At 61.8% G+C, this 20107-nt stretch carries 18 protein-coding genes; 4 read left to right on the top strand and 14 right to left on the bottom strand.

Features of this window, described 5'->3' with window-relative positions:
- The first annotated feature begins 64 nt into the window (after positions 1-64).
- Both AC1RQC_RS31745 and AC1RQC_RS31740 read left to right on the top strand, forming a co-directional pair.
- On the top strand, positions 65-1420 hold the full coding sequence (locus tag AC1RQC_RS31745) for an alpha/beta fold hydrolase (protein ID WP_492808716.1): 1356 nt from the start codon (positions 65-67) through the stop codon (positions 1418-1420).
- Positions 1417-3027: a long-chain-fatty-acid--CoA ligase gene (locus tag AC1RQC_RS31740; RefSeq protein WP_492808715.1), complete on the top strand. Its 1611-nt coding sequence runs from the start codon at positions 1417-1419 to the stop codon at positions 3025-3027. The genes AC1RQC_RS31745 and AC1RQC_RS31740 overlap by 4 nt, the downstream gene beginning before the upstream one ends.
- A gap of 290 nt (positions 3028-3317) precedes the next feature.
- Here AC1RQC_RS31740 and AC1RQC_RS31735 read toward each other — a convergent pair whose 3' ends face one another.
- From AC1RQC_RS31735 to AC1RQC_RS31685, 11 genes are all read right to left on the bottom strand, one after another.
- A complete protein-coding gene (locus AC1RQC_RS31735) occupies positions 3318-3773 on the bottom strand; it encodes a Zn-ribbon domain-containing OB-fold protein (protein WP_492808713.1) in 456 nt (151 codons plus the stop codon).
- Positions 3774-3784: 11 nt separating this feature from the next.
- Complete coding sequence (locus tag AC1RQC_RS31730; RefSeq protein ID WP_492809068.1) at positions 3785-4957, bottom strand: thiolase family protein; 1173 nt, start codon at positions 4955-4957, stop codon at positions 3785-3787.
- A 30-nt stretch (positions 4958-4987) separates the two neighbouring features.
- Positions 4988-6004 (bottom strand): zinc-dependent alcohol dehydrogenase family protein, encoded by a 1017-nt coding sequence (locus tag AC1RQC_RS31725; protein WP_492808711.1) that lies wholly within the window; start codon positions 6002-6004, stop codon positions 4988-4990.
- Between the two features lie 656 nt (positions 6005-6660).
- Entirely contained in the window at positions 6661-7647 is a 987-nt protein-coding gene (locus AC1RQC_RS31720) for an acyl-CoA dehydrogenase family protein (protein ID WP_492808709.1), read from the bottom strand.
- A gap of 9 nt (positions 7648-7656) precedes the next feature.
- Entirely contained in the window at positions 7657-8808 is a 1152-nt protein-coding gene (locus AC1RQC_RS31715) for an acyl-CoA dehydrogenase family protein (RefSeq protein WP_492808707.1), read from the bottom strand.
- 18 nt (positions 8809-8826) lie between these two features.
- Entirely contained in the window at positions 8827-11385 is a 2559-nt protein-coding gene (locus AC1RQC_RS31710) for an efflux RND transporter permease subunit (protein ID WP_492808706.1), read from the bottom strand.
- A gap of 18 nt (positions 11386-11403) precedes the next feature.
- Positions 11404-12477, bottom strand: a complete 1074-nt coding sequence (locus tag AC1RQC_RS31705) for a WD40/YVTN/BNR-like repeat-containing protein (protein WP_492808704.1) — start codon at positions 12475-12477, stop codon at positions 11404-11406.
- 14 nt (positions 12478-12491) lie between these two features.
- Positions 12492-13865, bottom strand: coding sequence for a DUF1329 domain-containing protein (locus AC1RQC_RS31700; RefSeq protein WP_492808702.1), 1374 nt, complete (start codon positions 13863-13865; stop codon positions 12492-12494).
- A gap of 46 nt (positions 13866-13911) precedes the next feature.
- Positions 13912-15519: a DUF1302 domain-containing protein gene (locus tag AC1RQC_RS31695; RefSeq protein WP_492808701.1), complete on the bottom strand. Its 1608-nt coding sequence runs from the start codon at positions 15517-15519 to the stop codon at positions 13912-13914.
- 363 nt (positions 15520-15882) lie between these two features.
- Positions 15883-16365, bottom strand: a complete 483-nt coding sequence (locus AC1RQC_RS31690; RefSeq protein WP_492808699.1) for a hypothetical protein — start codon at positions 16363-16365, stop codon at positions 15883-15885.
- Between the two features lie 71 nt (positions 16366-16436).
- Entirely contained in the window at positions 16437-16646 is a 210-nt protein-coding gene (locus AC1RQC_RS31685; RefSeq protein WP_492808697.1) for a hypothetical protein, read from the bottom strand.
- A 584-nt stretch (positions 16647-17230) separates the two neighbouring features.
- Between AC1RQC_RS31685 and AC1RQC_RS31680 the strand changes: the two genes are divergently transcribed.
- Entirely contained in the window at positions 17231-17383 is a 153-nt protein-coding gene (locus AC1RQC_RS31680) for a hypothetical protein (RefSeq protein ID WP_492808696.1), read from the top strand.
- Positions 17384-17389: 6 nt separating this feature from the next.
- Positions 17390-17524 (top strand): hypothetical protein, encoded by a 135-nt coding sequence (locus AC1RQC_RS31675; RefSeq protein WP_492808694.1) that lies wholly within the window; start codon positions 17390-17392, stop codon positions 17522-17524.
- An 87-nt stretch (positions 17525-17611) separates the two neighbouring features.
- Here the strand turns inward: AC1RQC_RS31675 and AC1RQC_RS31670 are convergent, their stop codons facing one another.
- From AC1RQC_RS31670 to AC1RQC_RS31660, 3 genes are all read right to left on the bottom strand, one after another.
- Complete coding sequence (locus AC1RQC_RS31670; protein ID WP_492808693.1) at positions 17612-18391, bottom strand: hypothetical protein; 780 nt, start codon at positions 18389-18391, stop codon at positions 17612-17614.
- A gap of 139 nt (positions 18392-18530) precedes the next feature.
- A complete protein-coding gene (locus tag AC1RQC_RS31665; protein WP_492808691.1) occupies positions 18531-19538 on the bottom strand; it encodes an amidohydrolase family protein in 1008 nt (335 codons plus the stop codon).
- 265 nt (positions 19539-19803) lie between these two features.
- On the bottom strand, positions 19804-20107 hold a 304-nt coding region (locus tag AC1RQC_RS31660), incomplete at its 5' end, for a hypothetical protein (protein ID WP_492885634.1).

Here is a 20107-nt window from a genome sequence, read left to right as displayed (position 1 = left end):
CAAGCGAACGTTGCCTCCATTCGATAAATTAGAACCACGACCTTCATAGATGGAATCTCCGACAATGACGATGCGATTCAACGGCTTCGACGGCATCACGCTCGCCGCAAACGTGACAGGCGATCCCAGCAGTCCTCCAGTTCTGCTGCTGCCGGCCTTTGGCCAGACTCGCGCTGCCTGGTCGCGCGCTGCCAAAGCGCTGGCCGCGGCTGGCCGCTACGTCGTCACGCTCGACCTCCGAGGCCATGGCGACAGCGACTGGTCATCGCGACAACATTACGAACTAGGCGACCTAGTGCAGGACGTTACAGCTGTCATCGGGCAGTTGCCCTCTCGGCCAGCCGTAGTCGGTGCCGGGCTGGGCGGTCTGGCCGCCCTTGCCGCGATCGGCGAGCACACCGAGCCGATCGCCAGTGCGCTCGTGCTCGTCGACGCGGCTCCGCGCATGGCACGACAAGGGCTTGAACGCATGGCTAAGCTGATGACCATAGACTCTGCAGGTTTCACCAGCGTCGAGCAAGCCGCCGATGCAGTCGCGCCGTACCTGCTTCCGGGTGCGCGTCCAAGCACGGATGAAATGCAGCGCCACCTGCGGCGCGCCGACGACGGACGCTTCCGCTGGCATATCGATCCGGCCTACCGCGCCTTCACCGAAGATGCATCGGTGCGCCTGCCCGCCCTGCAACGGCTCACAGCGGCGGCGGCAGCGGTGAAAATTCCGACCATTCTCGTGCGCGGGGAAGGAAGTGCGACGGTGGATCAGGATAGCGTCATTGCCTTTCGCGAATTGGTCCCGCACGCGGAATGCGCCGACCTTGCCGGCGTCGGCAGCGCGATCGTAGGCGATTGCAACGATGCCTTCGACGCAACCATCCTCGAGTTCCTCGAGCGTGTCGTCCCGAGACCGAGTTCTCGCCCGCAGAGTGGAATCGAGCCCCGCTTGCTCCGAGATGCGCTCGGCTGCTTCGCCACCGGCGTCACGGTCATCACTACCACGACAGCCCAAGGCGAGCCCGTTGGCTTCACTGCCAACTCGTTCACCTCGGTCTCACTCGACCCGCCGCTGGTGCTGTTCTGCGTGAAGCGGGCTTCCCCCAGTGTGGCAGCGTTGCGCGCGCATGGCGCCTTTGCGGTTAACCTCCTGCACATCGGCCAGCAGGCGATATCGACCGCATTCGCGTCCAAGATCGTAGACCGCTTCGCGGGCCTCAACTGCGAGGGCTGGAGCCTACGGGTACCCATTATTCAGAATGCGATGGCCAATTTCGAGTGCTCGATCGAGGAGATGCACGAAGGGGGGGATCACCTAATCGTCGTCGGGCGCGTGTCACGCGTGCACTTCGATCCCGCGCGCGATCCCCTGCTATTCCTGCAGGGTAAGTACCGGCGCGTGCATGTGGCTCGGGAGGAACTGACATGACCAAAGCTAGCGCCATGCCAGCGCCAGTACGGACGAGCGTAGCCACGCTTGACTTTGTCCGATTGCAGACACTACCAGACCTGCTCGCGTACCATGCCGAGATCCGTCCGCACGATATTGCGCTCGACTTTGAGGGGCGCAGGACGTCCTACGCCGAGTTCCATCGCCGAACGAACCTTATAGCTGCGTCGTTGAGGCAGTTGCATCCAGAGTCTGGCCGCCGCATAGGTTACCTCGGCAAGAACTGCGACCGGTACTTCGAGCTGCTCTTCGCCGCCACGAAGGCCGGTCTCGTACTCGTGCCTCTGAATTGGCGTCTCGCGTCCGACGAATGGGCCTTTATCCTCAGCGATGCTCAGGTGACCCATCTCTTCGCAGATGATCACTTCGAAGCGCAGAGCCGGCGACTTGGCGAACGACTCGCGCTGGCCTCTGTACAGTCGCTTGCCAACGATGCGACCTGGGCCAAGCTGCTTGAGCCGAGCGACGCCACGATACTGCCCACACGCGTGGAAGCTCACGACGTGGCGCTCCAGATCTACACGTCCGGCACCACCGGCACTCCCAAAGGTGCGATGCTGACGCATGCCAATGTACTCGCGCTGCGCGAGCCTGGCTTGCAGGCGGGGCTTGCCTGGTTCCCGCGTGCCGGTGACGCCAGTCTCGTCGTGATGCCAGTGGCACACATCGCTGGCACCGCATACGGCCTCTTCGGGCTCCACAGCGGCGGTAGGCTCGTAATTGGAAGTGAATTCGACGCCGCCAAGGTTTGGGCCCTCCTCGCAAGCTCCGGCGCAACCCACATGCTCCTCGCGCCGACCGCGCTGCGCATGCTGCTCGAGCATCCGGCCGCGGCCACCACACCCGTACCAAAGCTCCGCTACCTCACCTACGGCGGTTCGCCGATCGCGCCGGCACTGCTCAAAGATGCGGTTGAGGCTCTGCGCTGCGGCTTTACACAGATGTACGGTATGACCGAGACGGCCGGGGGCATTGTGGCGCTGACGCCAGACGATCACAGGGAAGGAAAGCCACAGCGCCTCTCGTCCGCGGGACGCGCGATGCTCGGCGTCGAACTCGCGATCGTCGACCGTACCGGCACCCGAATGCCCACCGGTCAAGTCGGAGAGATCGTCGTGCGCTCACGCGCGGTGATGGCCGGCTACTGGCTGCGACCCGAAGCCACCACGGCAACAGTCGACGCCGATGGCTGGATGCGCACTGGCGACATTGGCGTGCTCGACGAGGACGGCTATCTCACCGTGGTCGACCGCGCCAAGGATACGATTGTATCCGGCGGCGAGAATGTCTACCCGCTAGAAGTCGAGAACGTGCTGTCTTGCCACCCAGACGTGGCCGACGTCGCGGTAATCGGGATTCCCTCCGAGCGGTGGGGAGAGGAGGTCAAGGCGGTCATCGTGCCCCGGCTCGGCGCCACGATCGACAGCGACCGTTTGATCGACTGGGCCCGCGAGCGTATCGCTGCGTACAAGGCTCCAAAGTCCATTGACATTGCCGATGCGCTCCCGCGCAACCCCAACGGAAAAATCCTTCGGCGCGTGCTGCGCGAACCTTACTGGCGAAGAGAGGTAAGGAACGTCGGCTGAGACAATGCACGAACCCATTCACCGGCATCGGCCACGTTCTGACAGATGCGAAAATCAGAGCCAGGTGTTAGTGATGATCGGTGAATGACACAGCCAAGCCTCGGGCAACTCGTTGAGATGGCGGTGGAGTTCCCCACCGTCTCGCAAATGGAGGCGTTCAAACGTCCGGGGAGCCTCAAGTGCAGCCTGGTAGTTCAAATGGAAAGGTTGTGGGTCGTGCATCGCCGCGAATCCGGTTATCTCCTCGTGCGACTGCGTGCGCACGCCAAGGCAAAAGCGGTCGCCGACCCTCAGCTCTCGGAAGCGGTGTTGGGTGAAATCCAATGCGGGCAAGACATAGCCTCTGATATGGCTGCCCCGGCTACGACGGGCTTGAACTGCGGGAGCTGCAAATCGCCGCGTAGCTCGTACGTAACCTGCACCGGCATGCCGACGGTCACCGCATCGGGGTCGCAGTCGACAATGTTACTCATCATTGTCGGCCCCTCAGCCAGTTCGACCAGCGCGAGCACGTAGGGCACGCGCGCGGCCACGGATTCGTATGGCGGCACGTGCACCACGGTCATGGCCACAACCTTGCCGCGCCCGCTGGCCGCGTGCCAGCCAAGGTCGGTGGACCAGCAGGTCGGACACCATTCGCTGACGAAGCGAAAGCGGGCACCGCAAGCCTTGCAAATGCGGATGCGGAGCTCACCGATCGCGGTCCCGTCCCAGAAGGGCTGGTTCACCGGGTTGACTTCGGGCATCGGTCCACCGCTCATAGCGACCGTCCCAGGATCAACGTGGCATGTTCGTACATCATTCCTCCGTAAGCATGGACGAGCGCCGTTTCCGCGCGTTCGAGCTGATTCTCTCCGGCCTGGCCCATTACCTGTCGCACCGCTTCAACGATCAACGACATGCCCGAGGCTTCGCCAGTGTGACCGAAGGACAGCAGGCCGCCGTTGGTGTTGACGGGCAGGCTGCCGCCGAAGTCGATTGCCCCGCTCCGCACGAAGGCGCCAGCTTCTCCTGGTCGGCAGAAGCCCAGGTTCTCGAGCAGGATCAGCGTTGTCACCGAGAAGGCGTCGTAGAGCATTGCCAGGTCGATGTCTTTACGCGACAGGCCACTGCGCCTAAAGGCGTCGTCGCCAGTGCGGCCGGCGACGGTATCGATCAGGCGGTTGCCTGCCGAACTCAGTGAGCCGTGGCTGTGTGCCTCACCGTAGCCGAGCAGGTAGGCGGGTTGCGAGTTGAGTTGACGCGCCTTTTCGGCCGTGGTGACAAGCACCGCCCCGCCGCCATCACAGGGCACGGAACAGTCAAGGTAGTGGAACGGTGCAGCGATCATCCGGGAGCCCAGCACGTCCTCGACCGTGATCGCTCCTTTGTTGTGCATCAGCGCGCGCGGGTTGCGCAGAGCCCATTGGCGCGCTGAGACCGCCACGCGCGCGAGATCGGCCTGTGTCGTGCCGCGCTCGGCCATGAAGCGGGATGCGATCAGCGCATACAGTGCGGGAATGAACGGTCCGTAGCCGATCTCGAAGTCGGGCTCGCTGATCATGCGGGCCATCACTTCGGCACCGCCCGAGCTCGGCTTCGTGAACTTGCCGGTGCCGATGCAGAGGATGCAGTCCGCAAGGCCGTCGCGAATCGCCGAGGCAGCGCGACCCACCATGATCGCGAAGCTCGCGCCGCCTGCGTTCAGCGTCTCGGCAAAGCCCGGCAGCAGCCCAAGCTCGGCACCGAGCTTCTCGTGGGTATAGATGTCGATGGTGCCAACGCCCTGCCCTGAGGGTACCGCCAGGAGGCCGTTGACGTCGCTCGGGCGAAGGCCCCATTCGCGCAGCGCGCCAATTGCCACCTGCCGATAGAGGTTGTGCGGGCTGATTTCGGGAAAGCGCGCGGGCGGCACTTCGTAGCTGGCTGCAATAGCAACGCCAGTTGGCATATTCAAGGGCTTCTCCTGTTTTCTCTGGCGCTAGGCGCTGAGATCGATCACCACCTTGCCGACATGCGCGCCGCTCTCCACACGGCGATAGGCCTGCTTGAACTCAGCAAATGGGAACACGGTGTCGATCACAGGGTGGACTCGAAAGGCGCTCATCGCCGCTAGCAGCGCTTCGAAGCTCAACCTGGGGCCAATCACGATGCCTCGGATGTTGATCGAGCGCTTCAGGATGCTTAGTGGCGCGAGTCCGCCTCCAAACCCGGTGACGAAGCCCACGAGGCCGATCTGGCCGCCGATCCGCGTGCACGCTACAGAACGTTCGATCGTCGTCTCACCGCCGATCTCGACGACCTTGTCGACCCCTTTCCCATCCGTCAGGTCTAGGATGGCCTTCTCCCAATCCGGCACCTCCCGGTAGTTGACGACGGCCTCAGCGCCCAGATCCCGCAGCTTCTGAGCCTTTGTCTCGGACGATGTGATAGCGAGCGCGCGAGCCCCGAACATGCGTGCAATCTGGAGCGCGAACAAGGCGACGCCACCGGTTCCCTGCACGAGGACGATCTGACCCGGTACAAGAGGCTCAGCGTATGTGAGAGCAGACCATGCTGATACTGCGGCACAAGGGAGCGAAGCGGCCTCCTGATACGACAGATATTCAGGAATCTTCAACACCGCATTTTCGTCGACCAGGACGAAGTCGGCCAGCATCCCGTCGATGGTCATGCCGATGCTGTGCGTCTGGAACTCATCGACGAACGGACCGCCAATCCAGTGACATTGGCAGTTCGCTGTAACCCGGTCGCCCACCTTCACGCGGGTGACGCCCGCGCCGACCGCGACGACCTCGCCCGCGCCGTCGGACAGCGGTACCGGCTCCTTCTTCAGAGGCCCCGGATAAAGACCTTTGGCAATGATGGTGTCGCGGAAATTAAGCGACGCTGCATGAACCCGGATCAGAACCTCGCGATGACCGGGCTCCGGGGTGGGCTCTTCTACCAGGGTCAAGCCATCATAGCTTCCAGGGTCCGTAATGCGGACAGCTCTCATGATCACTCCTTTCAAATTGCCGCGCTCGACGGGACAAGACTGACGAGCGCTGGTTGTTGTCTCGGGAATTGGGCCATGCAGATCAACCGAACGATCTCCTAGCGCACGGCGGTCTGAGCGCTACGATGTCGCGATCAGTGCCGGCAGGGCAGTGAGCGGGTTGGTCTCGAACCCATATTCGGCGACGCCGAAGATCGGTGCTCCAGGTCCTTGTTGATTGCCATGATGGGCTTGTAGCCGTTCCGTGGCTGCGCTAGGGCTATCAGGGTTAACCGCCAAGATTGGGGCGACGATGGACTGTAATTTCGGCATTTCCTTTATCTCGTTGGACGCGCTAGCGCAGTCGCCATGTAAATGGTCGGCCCAAACGACCGATGCTGCTTGTCCTGCGCGGCAATAAGCGCCGTCTGGCCTGGTGAAATCCACCGTGGCCGTGGCAATCGGTCGAGATACTGGCCCAGTAAACCGCTTCGCGAGGACATCGACAAGTCCGCTTCCACCGCGCCCCTTTCGCCTGCATACCCATCCAGATCCGTGATCTCGCGAGGGCTCCCCAATGGCGGTCGTCGCCGACACTGGCGGAACGCGACGAGATGGCAGCCTGGTACCCATCTGCGGGCGCACCGTCCACACTTGGGGAACAGGCTTGTAAGCTATCACACCGGCGTCAGGGCGCTACGCACGAAATCTGGGACGCTCTGCGTCCCTTCGAACAAGGCGCGCCCGATGCGCTGTTGCCAGTAGGATTCGCTGCCCGCCGCCACGCGCCAAGCGTGCAGCCGGCGGGTATGCAGTTGTAGATCGTACTCTGCCGTGATGCCGATGGCGCCGTGGACCCCGTGTGCGATGGTGGCGACAGGCACGACGGCTTCGCTGGTACACGCCTTGGCCACGGCCACGAGCAGTGGGGCGGGCAAAACACCGCACGAAGCGCACGCGATGCGCGCAGCCATCCGGGACTTCTCCACGTGCTCGGCCATCACACTCAATTGGTGCTGAACAGACTGGAACTTACCGATCGAGCGGCCGAACTGCTCCCGCTCGTTGGCGTACTGTAGGGTTCGAGCAAACACCTCGCGCATCGAGCCCGAAATCTGCGCGGCAATCACCACGGACTGGATGACTCGAAGGTCATGATGGGTATGCAGGGTCCGCTCCGGCCGCGCGCCCTCATGCCATTGCAGGTATGCGTCGGTGGGCAGACCATTGTGCGCTTCGCGGCACGCCGCATGAGCGTCGAAGAGCCGCAGCGACCGACCGTCGTCGACAAGCACCCAGTCAGCAACACGGCCGTGGTGCACCTCAATGGCCCGCACCGGCTCGGTCCGCGTCGCGAGGGCGATGGCACCCTCCGGCGCTGGCTCACCATCGAGGGCTAGCAGTGCCCGAGCCATAATTGTCTCGCCGAACGGCACTGGCAAGGTATGCCGGCCGCAAGCCTCGAACAACGCGAACACGTCTGAAAGGCCCAGCCCTGCGCCGCCCTGCGACTCGGGCACCAACGCGTCGCAGAAGCCGGACGCTTCGAGGGCCTCCCACAGTGTCTCGCTCGATCCACCCGCTTCGATCGCTCGCACCGCTTTCGGTGTAGAGCAGCCTGAAAGCAGCGCCTCTATTGCATCCGTCAACATGTCGTCGTGCATGGTCGCTCCTCAACGAAGGCCAAGGCCGCGTGCGATCATTCCGCGCAGCACTTCGCGCGTACCGCCACGCAGCGAGAATGCCGGCGCTACTTGCGTAACATAGGCAAGGGTCCGCTCCAACTCCGCACCGGACGGCACATATGGATCGGCATGAACGATATCCGCAACGAGCGACGGTAGCTCCTGCTCGAACGTCGTGCCGAGGTCCTTCACCAATGCGGCTTCCACCACTGGGCTGAAACCCTCCGCCAGACGCGCAGTCACCGCCACCGACATGCTGCGCAACACCGCTAAGCGCGACGCTATGGCGCCCGCCTGCGCCAGCTCTGCGCGGGTCGGATTCGGATGTGCTCGCAGCCACTCGAGCCACGGCTCGAGCAGCACGATGCTCGAATAGATGCGTTCGGGACCGCTGCGCTCGTAGGCAAGCTCGGCGGTCACCTGTTCCCAGCCGCTGCCTTCGCTGCCTATCAGCGCGTCGTCGCCGAGTTCAACGTTGTCGAAGAAGACCTCCGAAAAATGCGCATCGCCCGTCAGATCCTCAATAGGGCGAATGGTCACGCCCGGAAGCGACAGGTCGACGACGACCTGTGACAAGCCTCGGTGACGGTCATCCGGGCTGCCCGATGTGCGCACCAGGGCAATCATGTATTGCGACCGCATTGCGTGCGTCGTCCAGATCTTTTGTCCGCTTAGCCGCCAACCGTCGGCGGTCTTCACCGCGCGCGTACGCACGCTCGCCAGGTCAGATCCCGAACCCGGCTCGCTCATGCCGATACAGAAGAAAGCGTCGGCGCGGCAGATGCGTGGAATATAGAAGGCCTTCTGAGCCTCGGTGCCGTATTTGACGATCAGCGGCCCGCTCTGGCGCTCGGCAATCCAGTGCGCCGCCACCGGGGCGCCAGCCGCGAGCAGTTCCTCAGAGATGACGAACCGTGCGAACGGGCTGCGCCCGCCGCCGCCAAGTCCGGCAGGCAAGGTGACACCCACCCAACCGCGGGCGGCAAGCGCGCGGCTGAAGCCAGCATCAAAGCCTGCCCATGAGCGAGCGCGCCGGTGAGGCGGGACGTCACGCAGATATTCGCGCAGAAACCCGCGCACATCCTTGCGCAACGCTTCGTCGGCGGCCGGGACGGACGCCAGTTGGAGAGTGTCAATCATGAGCTTGAGATAGGGGGTTCACATCGCGACATCAGTAGTAGCCGGGCGGACGCATGCAGCGCGCCCTTCTGGGGGATGTGCGGGAGAGGCGGAATCTGAATGAGTGCGTGGATCCTGCTCCAGAGGCTCATGAGGCTGAGCACGATCCGAAGCAAACTCTGCCATGACTGCGGCGCCGCGTCGCGTGCCCTTCACGTCCTTCAGGAGAAAATGCGACAGCGCCGGAATCAGGATGAGCGCACCGATCATGTTCCACAGGAACATGAAGGTAAGCATGATCCCCATGTCCGCCTGAAACTTGATCGGCGATGCCGCCCAGGTAACGACCCCGGCAGCTAGTGTGATACCCACGAGCGCCACAATCTTGCCGGTGAAGCCCAGCGCCGAGCGGTAAGCTTGATCGAGCGGGACACCCTGGCGCTGAAACGCGAGCTGAACACTGAGCAAATAGAGCGCGTAGTCCACGCCGATGCCCACGCCGAGCGCAACCACCGGCAACGTCGCCACCTTGATGCCGATGCCGAGCATCGCCATCAAGGCCTCTGCCATGATGGAGGTCAGGATGAGTGGAAGAATCGCTACCACCACCGCTCGCCAGTTGCGGAAGGTGATGGCGCACAGAAGCACGACGGCTGCGTACACTTCCAGAAGCATCTCGCGGTTAGCCTTCTCCACCACTGAGTTGGTTGCGGCCTCGATGCCGGCGTTGCCCGCGGCAAGAAGGAATGTCCGGTCGGAGTTCGACGACGAATGCCGGTCGACGAAGTCCTGCGCCACCTTCGCCACGCGCGTCAGCGTCTCGGCCTTGTGGTCAGCGAGGTAGGCAAGCACCGGCATGACCGAGCAGTCCGTGTTCAGCATCTCGGAGTTCCAGTTCTGCGCGAGGCCGATGCGGTCCTTGAGCACCAGCGGGTCCCACGCGACCGTCGACCACTTTGGGTTGCCCTCGTAGGCGCCCACGGTGAACGCGCGAAGCTGATCGACCAGCGAGGTAGTCTGCTGGACTCCCGGCACGCGACCCAGTTCTGCCCCAAGGCGGTCCATCTCGGTAAGCGTCTCGAACGAGCGGCAGCCGTCGGTAGGCGTTTTCACCATCACAGCGAACACATCGCTGGATATACCGTAGTGTTCGGTGATATAGGCGTTGTCTCGGTTGTAGCGCGAGTCGGCGCGAAGCTCCGGCGCACCAGGATCCAGGTCGCCGATCTTCACGTCATGCGCCTTTACGAAGGCGAGACCCGCCAGCACGAGCGAGGTCGCGATCGCCGCGAGCGCATAGCCGCGCCCAGTGAATCGCGCAATCCAGCGCCAGATGCCGGCGACTTCGCCACCGGAGGCCGCCAGACTGCGGCGCGCAGCCTCTGGTGAAACTCCAACGTACGACAGCAGTACGGGCAGCAACATCAGGTTGGTGACAATCAGGATTGCCACGCCAATGCTCGCCGACAGTGCTAGCTCGCGAATAACAGGGATGTCAATTACCGCCAGCACCGCGAAACCTACTGCGTCCGCGAGCAGTGCCGTGAGGCCGGCGAGAAAAAGGCGCCTGAACGTGAAGCGTGCCGCAACCCAGCGGTGGGTGCCGCGGCCGATGTCTTGCATCACTCCATTCATCTTCTGCGCGCCATGACTCACGCCGATCGCAAACACGAGGAACGGTACCAGGATGGAAAAAGGGTCGATCTCCATGCCCAGGCTTGCGACGATGCCCAGTTGCCACACCACGGCCACGATCGAGCAGGTTATCACCAGCGCGGTGCTGCGCAAACACCTGGTATAGAGAAGGATGATGAGCGCCGCAGTCGCTGCCGCGATGCCGAAAAAGGCCATCACCTTCTCCAGGCCATGAATCAGGTCGCCCACGAGCTTCGCGAAGCCGATGACGTATACCCGGTAGCGCGGGTCCTTTTCCGTGCTGGCGCGCACCTCTTCGATAAATCGCGTCAACGCCTCGTTGTCCACGGAACGCCCGTCGGCGTCGCGATCGAGCAGCGGCACAACGATCATGCTCGAGCGCTGGTCGATGCTCACCAAGTTCCCCACCTGGTTCGCGCGCTGGATGTTGAGGCGCAATTTGGCGATGGACCGCTCAGAGCCATCGTAGTCGTTCGGCATCAGCGGGCCGCCGTCGAAGCCCGTCTCGGTCACCTCCGACCAGCGCACCGCAGGTGAGTGCAGTGACTTGATCCACGCACGGTCAACGTACGGCGACAGGAAGATCCTGTCGTTCACCTTGGCTAGCGCCTCGAGGTAGTCGCGATCGTAGATATCGCCCTTGGTGTTCTCGACCACCACCCGCACCGTATTGCCAAGGCCGCGCAACTCCGCGCGGTTGTCGAGGAAGTTGCGTACAAAGCTGTGGCTTTGCGGCAGCATCTTCTCGTAGCTGGCGTTTACGTTCAGCAGGCGAAGCTGCCATCCGAGAGCCGCCGTCACGACAAGGCAGATGAGCATCACCCAGCTGCGGTGGTTGAAGACCAGCCGCTCAATGACGTTCCCCGACGAGCGGTCGAACCGCGCGGGATCGCTGTAGTTGTCGGTCGCCCCGGATGGGGTCGTGACTGTAACGTGAGCCATTGATTCTGTTCCTTGGAGCTAGGGACGCGAGGACGCGGGAGCCGCGGCCTGCTCAATCCGGATGCCCGTCGAGCCGACGGTGAGCAGACCTCCGTCTGGCGCGCTGACGATGCCGGCGACGGGAACGCGTAGGCCGTTGCCGTGCGGCTTGAACGTGGCACCGCCGTTGGTGCTCACCAGAGCCTCGCCCGCCTGACTGACGAGGACGATGTCGCCGTTGGGCCTGACGTCGCCCGACACGATGCCGCCCGCAATCCCGGTGGGGATTTGCTTCCAGTGGGCACCGCGGTCAGTGGTGCGGAACACACTGCCGCGCATGCCGAAGACCAACACCGACTGCGGCGTCACCAGCGCGCCAAACAGCGAGCCGTTGTAAGGCGTCGCCACGTTGACGAAGCGGTCCTTCGGCCCATCCCACCGCCATACGTTGCCGCCCTCGCCGACGAGGTACACTTCGTCGCCGAGGCCACCGACCGCATAAAGGTGCAATTCCTGCGGGTTATCGATGCGCTCGATGAGCGGCGCCCAGTGCTCGCCGCCGTCGGCCGTGCGGAAGATTCGGTTGAAGGTGCCGACAACGAACCCGGTCTTCGCGTCCTTGAACCAGACGCCGAGAAACGGCTGCGTCGTCCCCTCCTTCGCCCAGCGCTCGGCCTGCTGCAACACGACGTCGCGCTGCTCCGGCGGGAGCTGGTCGGCCGTACTCCGGTAGTGTTCCAGCGCCAGTGCACCAGCCTGCTGGCCGTCGAGCTGGCGCGCCCAGGTGGCGCCACCGTCGGTGGTATGCAGGACGACGCCGCCGTGCCCGACGACCCAGCCGTCGCGCTCGCTGCCGAACGCGACGTCGACAAGGTCGTTCGAGACGTCGACCTTGGCCTGCCGCCAGGCACCAGCGCCATCTCGCACGGCGATCACGCCGTAGCGGCCGACCGCCACCACGCGCTGCCCGACGCGCTTGGCCGCAAACATCGGCGACCGCGCGGGCTCGGAGAGTACTGGTGCCGGGACGCTCAACGGCCCTTGGAACGCATGGGCCGCGAGCGACAGCACGCAAGCGGCCAGAGGCGGGAGTGTACGCAATGCTCGCTTCATAGCCGCCTCGTCGCTCAGCGAACGCCGCCAGCGGTCAGCGCGCCGGGGGTGTACTCACGCGCGGGCAGCTTGGCCGCGATGGGCGCGGACCCCTTGCGAGTGTAGCTGATCAGGTTGAACGCGCCGTACGCACCGGTCTGGTTGTCGTAGGTGACGAACGGGCTAGGGAACGTACCAAGATCCGGGTTGCTGTAGACGAAAAACGGCAACTGCATCGTCGTTCGGTACAGCTTTCCCGACGCGTCATAGCCCTCGTAGACGCCCGCGTTGTACGTGTCCTCCTCGATGTACATCACCCGCTTAGAGAAGATGTGGCGGCGCCCCGACTTCAGTGTTCCCTCCACCTGCCAGACGCGATGCAACTCCCAGCGCACGCAGGCCGGGTTCATGTGGTTCGGCGTCAACAACTTCTCTTCGCTGCACTCTTTCTGCAGTGGCTTGTAGCTGTTATACGGAATGTACATCTCCTTCTTGCCCACGAGCTTCCATTCGAAGCGGTCCGCGCGGCCGAAGAAGCCACGTACTTCGTCCATCGCCGACGTGCCGCCGGACGACGGGTTCGGCGTGTCGTACTCCAGGTCGGGCGAGAGCTTCACACGACGCTGACCCGGCAGGTACTGATAGGTCGAGGTAGCAGCCTTCTGATCGATCGGGACATTCTGCAAGAAGCGTTCACCCGCACTGCGTGCCGGCTCCTCGGTGTCGTACCGGGAGCGCAAGATGATCCGGTCTTCCTGCTTGTCTGCGGAGCTGGTCTGCTGCCAGAACGGCTGCTCGCTGGCGGCGTTGAACCACGACATCAGCGTCATCCTCCCGGACTTGTCGACAACATAGAAGCCCACGATGTACTTGATCGCCGTGCCCATGAAGCTGAGGGACTTGTTGAAGAGTACTTCCTCGCCCGTCTTCGGAATCGGAAACGGCAGGCCCGCCTTGCACTCGCCCTCAAGATCCTCGTTGACCAGCTTGCACTTCGTCGCGTTCGACACCATGTTGTCGAGCGCGTACTTCGGGTAGTAGGCTGTGCGGTGCGTCGGGTACACGTCGAGGTGAAAGCTCGGGTACTTGGTCAGCATGGCCTTCACGCCATCGGCCAGCTTGTCGGCGTACTGCGCCATGTTCTTCGCGTCGATCGTGAGCAAGGGCTTCTCGTCGGCGAACGGGTCAGGCAGGTAGCCCGGGCTCTTCGGATCGAAGCTGGCCGGAGGCTTGATCGGCATGCCGGTGTACTCGGGGATGGTGCCGTCCTTGTTGCCGGCCTTGATCGCACCGAACGGAGTCAGCGTCGTGCCGAGCTGCTTTGCTTCGTCCGCGGTGACGGCGGCAGCAGCGACTTGAGTGGCCAGCACGGCCAGCACGCAGGCGGTGATTTGAATGCTCGTCTTCATGTCGGTTCCTTGAGTCAGTTCAAACTTGATTGGGAGGGATGCGCCCTCAGAATGTGGTCTTGAGAGTCAGTGAAAGCCAGCCGCGGTCGTTGTAGATTGCGCCAGCGGAGTTGTTCGTGACAACTTGGTTGCCTACCGTACTCATTTGCCCCATGTAGCCGGCGTAGCTCAAGGTGATGAAATACTGGTTCCTCACTTCGGCCGTCATGCCCACACTCCACGCGCCGTTCCCTTTGCGGCTGCTGCCCAGTGTCGCGCCGTTACCCTTGAGACCGATGCCGAAGTTCAGGGGCATCTTCAGGTCCACGCCCGGCCATACCTGGTACCACACCGGCTCAAGCGCGAGGTTGATCGCCCAGGCGTCACGCGTGATACAGCCGTTGCTAACCCCGCCCGAGCAGGCCGGCGAGTCTACGGCAGCGAACTTATCGGCGTTGCTTGTCACCCTGCCCAGGCGCGTGTAGTTGAGTTCGGCGGTAAGCGGCGCAGCGTCCCAGAGCGGATTGCCGCCGAAGTACTGCACCATGTTCACCAACGCATGCCACGTGTCACCTCGCGCGCCCTGGCTCGTGACGTTCGCGCTGTTGAGCGCCGCGTCCTTGCGGTAGGAAACTTCAGCGCCAAAGCTGACGCCCCCCACGCTCTTGGCTAGGCTCACACCGATCATCTTGGTGTCCCGCGCATAGGCCAGGTGAGACTCGCTGAAATCCGGACTGACGGCCAACCACGGCAGTTTCTCGTCGAACTGGCGATAGTACAAACCGGCGGTAGCCGCGAGCCACTCCGGCGACCAACGCGCCATCGCTCCCCAGTTTCCACTATTCTTTGGCCGGTCGACGGAGGAGCCGTTGAACGGCACACCGGGCGCAAGGAAGGTGCCTCCGTCGGTGTTGAAGAAGTTCGCGGAACCAAAGTACGAGCCTCCGGGCGGCAGGCGCCACGGTTGCCATTCGAGGTAGTACTGTGCGCCAAGCGAGAGGTCATTCGTGACCTGCGCCAGACCTGAAACCTGGGTCAGCGGAAGGAACAGCTCCTTCGCCTGGCTTCCCGGGTTCGCCACGCCCTTGATCCCGTCAAGCCCACCCTGCGAGTACGCGATGCTGTTGGCGACCGAGAACAGTGACTCGCCCCAATAGACGTTTTGGCGGCCGATCTTCAGACGTAAGGGGACCTCCCCAAGGTCAACCTTAGTGAAAACGAAGGCGTCAAGCAGTTCGCCAGAAGGGCCGCGGGTGAAGCGCCTAACGTAGGGGGTGTAGACGTCGCCGGGGTATGTGCCCGGCGCTCCCTTTACCGAGAGGTCGTGGTAGGCCTGGTCGTACCACGCGTCCGCGCTCACGCGAAAGCCGTGGTCGGCCTTATACGTGACGTCGAATTCGGACAGAAGATCGATCCGGTTGGCGACCAAGTCGCCGCGCTTGAACTTCAGGTCCGAGCTGTTGTACGGCGGCGTGTTGATAATAGCCGGATCCTGCTGCTGTGTGCGTACACCCAGGTTGTAGCGCAGCGTGTTGTCCCAGCGGACCTTGAAATCTGGATCATCAACGTCGATATTGAACGCCTGGGCGGCGCTCGCGAATGCGAGCAACAGCCCGAAAGCCGCATGTCTAGGCGTGCCCGCTAGGCGCGCTACGCACGCTGACTGCTTTCTCATTGTGGTGTCTCCGGTGTTGTTGTAGCCAGTCGCTTCGTGTCGGCGACTCGATGACGCATCACAAAGGCGATCGATGCGCAGGCCTCCGATGAGCCCGAAGCAACTTGCGCCTTCGTACGATGCATTCTAAGAAGTGCGGCCGTCGAGGGCTTGCCTGCGCGTGCAATACAAGCGGTGCCTCCATGCAACGACGTGACCGTGTGTGTGTGCGACGAAGCGAGACCGGCGAACGCGACCGGCGCAATCATTCCGCCTAGCGAGGCGCCGAGGACGATTGGGCCGGGCGTCAGTCACTCCAGCACTGAGCAAAGATCCGAGACGCGCGCGGCGATCCCATGGTCGCCCGTCGTTGATCAGTCGCTGTCACCGCAGCCGCACGTGTCGAGCGAGACCACGTGGTAGCTGACCACGACAAACGCCTCGAATGCTCGGTGCCAACTTGTGGCGGGTCTGTCCGCCGCCGTGCAGGAACACGATGGCTTGGAGGCGGGAGATCGCCGCCGATACTGGGCGCGACGCTAAGGCCGCCGGCGACTGGAAATCGATGTACAGGTGTATACCGCTCGCGTTGATCCGTGCAGCCTGGGCCTCTCGGCGTCGCGGCTCGCGCCCCAGCGTACAGGGCGATTTGCCCGCGAGCGCGGCGCGCCCAGCGAAGGCCTCACCGCCTTCGCGACGTCGATCGTCTCGCACACGGCATCCTTGCCTGTCACAACTGCGAAACTCCCACGGCGAGCAGTCGAAGTGCTCCCGGAACATGCAGGCGAAATGCGCCGCGCTCTTAAACCCAGCCATCATCTCGATCCCGGTGATGGTGTATCCGCGCCGGTCCAGCGAGAAATCCAATCATGCGACTTCGCGAGCCGGATTTTTCACAGTAAGTCGGAGAAAGCGGTGCCATGCTCCTTGAGCAAATTTCAGAGGTTGCGCTGCGAGATCTGGCGCACCTGCGCAAGCGTGGGCAGAGGGAGATCTAGATTGCTCAGGTGCAGCATGCTGATGTACGCGATGATGTCCTCGAGCCGCTTCTCGCGGATACTCTGGCGCGGACCGACCTGCACGCCCCGCTCCTCGGTCGCCTCCGCAGCCGTCTTCAGCAACGCCGACACGAGCTTGTCACCGACCATACATTGACCTACTCGCCCTCCTCACGCAGCAGCACCAACAGATGCGGTATCGCCTAGCACAGGTCCGCTGGCGCTATGAGCCGCCTGCTCAGCGCGCAATTCGGGATTTGCCGGTGCCCACGTCCAGTTGGAACAGAATGAAGAAGCACTCTGCCAACTGCTGGCCAGCTGGCTTGCTCATGTAGTGATATGGTACTTTCGAGCGAGTGAACGAGTAGTTCCCGGTCCGAGCTTATGGGAACTATCGCTCTGAGTGATGGAGAGGTTTCTCGCCTTCACATACCCGGGACCACGAGGTTCTCCTTGTTCGCCCAGAAGTGCTTCCGCATGCGGCGGATATACACCGCGCACGCGGCGCCACAGTCCTTATGGGGTCCAGCGCTGACGACACCATCACTGTCGGCGTCCTGTGGGCACAACAACGACATCCAGTTGCGCATGGCCAAGGGGCCGGAATGGATCGAAGGGCCGTACATCATGCCAAGCGGCCGGCTCGTGATGACGACCGGCGACTGCGAGCGCTGCGGTCAGTGCTGGGCCCTGTCCGCCCCCCGATCGATGGCGTGCCGCAGAGGATCAAGGCAGTGCGCCAGGAGATCCTGTTCGGCGCTGAGATCATCAAGATCCTGCCCAGCAAAGGCCACGACCTCTACTGGAGCGTCCGTTATCGCAACATGTCCAATGCCGAAATGCGCGCCGCGGTGGCGTCGGCGCACAGGGCTGACGTGCGGGTGTGAGTCCACGTGACCACCCGCAAAGCGGTGCCCAAGTTCCCGGCGGCCGACGTGGACATCATCAATCACGCCGATTTCAAAGACGAGGAATGCCTCGACAAGGGCACGCCCAAAAGTCCACGCTTGCTGGAACGTCCACGATGATGAGCCAGTTCTGTTTGATATGCCCCAACCCCGTAGGCAAACCCTCTATCAACGGAGATGGCTCGGTCATGACATCTTTCCCTTGGTTCATTGCCCGGGCACCCAACGGGACGAACCCGGAACGCTCGCCCGCATGTATCCCGAACCTTCCTGCTTCAGATCGTCGAGCTGCCGACCCGCATCATAAGAAGGGGCCTTTATCACCATGTATGTGTATACGGCGCCGATGAAAAACTGGACCGTTCCAATTGCTATAATCATAGGTGACGAGAAATACGGAGATAGTAACGGGTAATATATTATCTGCGACAGAGATTGACCGATCCACAATACGACAGCCAAAAGAATAGACTGCCCCTTGCGAGATTTTCTCTTAATCATCATTGGAATCATCCAGATAGTCCCCACGAACAGAGAGATATATGTCGTTAACAGATACAACTGATCATTAATTACAGATCGCATAAATATAAAGAATACGTACATCGCCACCTGAATGAAAAAGTAAGACAAAACCACCCTCCCTGTTGTCTCACCCAAGCCGATCTCTTTTCCACTGTATTTTATTATCTGCCAAGAAAGCACAAATTCCAATACTATATATGGTGCGATTACATAACCGCCAGCGGCGAAGAACCAATGGTTAGAAACGCCGTGCCCCATAAAATACGATCCAGCAAAAAATGTATCATGCGCAAAGAAAAATGTCGTCGCCGCTAGCGGCATCGCATGCGTTCTATCGCGAAAACCGAGCCTTATGCTTTCTATGCACTGGATGTATCCGACCAGCATCGCCATTGCCGCAGCCAAGGACACCGCCAATGGCCTTGCATCGATATTTCGTATGACTTCATCGATTGAGTACATTCAAAGCTCCTTTATCCATTGCTAGAACAGTCGTGAACACCTTAATTCACTTCCACGAACTTCCAGAACTTCATTCATCGCAGGCAGTGCCTGATGGTTCATCACTCTTATAATTCCTTTGGCCCACCGACATTACTTTTCATCGGCTCATACCATAAACATTTTTGGCCGTTTCGTGGAACAGGAATTCCTTTTCCACGTCACTAAAGCTAGATACGATCTTCTTGAATCCGTTCCACAGCACTACATAGGAAATGTTCCGCATGTCTACCGGAAAGTTGCTTTCGAACATGCAGCGCGAGGGACCAAACATGTCGATAGCGGCCAGTATGTAGTCGCGTTGACTGGCAGCTACCTCATCGGACGTAGGAGGGCAAACACGATCGGCGCGGACGAGCCCGGTAAAATCCATATTCAGACCACCCAGCTTGACATACACGTTGTCGTAAGCCGACAGAGCGAGCATATCCCTGCGCCATTCCTGGAACGCCTCGCGAGGGCGGGCGGCATTCCGCCCTACGCCTATCGGGCCGCCCAGATGATCGATCACCACCGTGGTGCCCTCGAACTGCCTCACGAGATCATGCAATTCGTGGAGCTGCGACTGGAACACAGTCGCGTCGAATGTCAGGCCGGCCGGCGCTATCCGGGCGAAGCCTTCGCGAAATTTTGACTCTAGGAGAATACCCGGGAGCGTTCCGCTGTGCTCAGGCACGTCGTGATCAAATGAGGTGCGATGCCGCACGCCGACAAGCCTCATCGGAGAGGCCTCGCGATGTGCGTGCAGCACCTCTTCGACAGCCGCGCCTAGAAGGAGGTCTACCCGCGCGACGATCCCGGCGCAAGCGCCGCCGCCCGCGCCCTCGCGGCTCGCCGCTCGCTCGGCAACGGCGTTGATATATTCCGTCTCGCCAACAAGACGAAGGTGCCGAGGCCCAGACGTTCTGTAGTACGATTCGGCTTCTACGTAGATACTAGCGACGATATTATGGCCTGCCACCTGATCGGCCAACACCGCCTGCTCGCCATAGGATTCGAACTGTGGAACGGGCGGAGCGTCCCAAAGATGATGATGCGCGTCTATGATGCCAAGCTCGGGTTCGAGCGGCTCCTCCTTGACGAGGCTTCTCCAAAGGGTAGAGTCCATCTCTCCAGTTCCGTGACTTAATCGATTATTGTTCCTGTCGCCAATGTCGTCTTGATTCTGGCGCCACTCGCTCTCTTCGGCACTTCGGAGGCAACGCCTCCAATCCAAAGCAGAATTGATCTCCATCCCACTAAATATCGAACGCTGAAAGCGGATCTGCTCTATCGTGCCAGTAGTGCGCGGCTCGCCGCGATCAGCGTTACTCTCACATTGCGTGGAAATGTGTGGGACGGTCGAGGATCAGAATTAGCGCACCAATCCTGCTCTACAAACGCATGCCGTCCTGATTCTGAACGCGTATGCCCTGGTTGCAGCGCAGCGTGTTGTCCCAGCGGATCTTGAAGTCGAGATCGTCAACGTCGAAGTTGAACGCCGGGGCAGCGCTCACGCATGCGAGCAACAACCTGGAAGCCGCATCTCTGGGCGTGTCGGCTCGGCGCGCTATGTACGCTGACTGCTCTGTCATTGAGGTGTCTCCGGTGTTGTTGTAGGCAGTCGCTTCGTATCGGCGATTCGATGACGCATTACAAAGGCGATCGATGCGCAGGCTTCTGACGCGCTTGATGCAG

Source organism: Cupriavidus sp. GW822-FHT03E04 (genome assembly GCF_058801495.1).
Note: the sequence above shows the minus strand (reverse complement) of the source record. Positions and strands in the feature narration are given on the sequence as shown.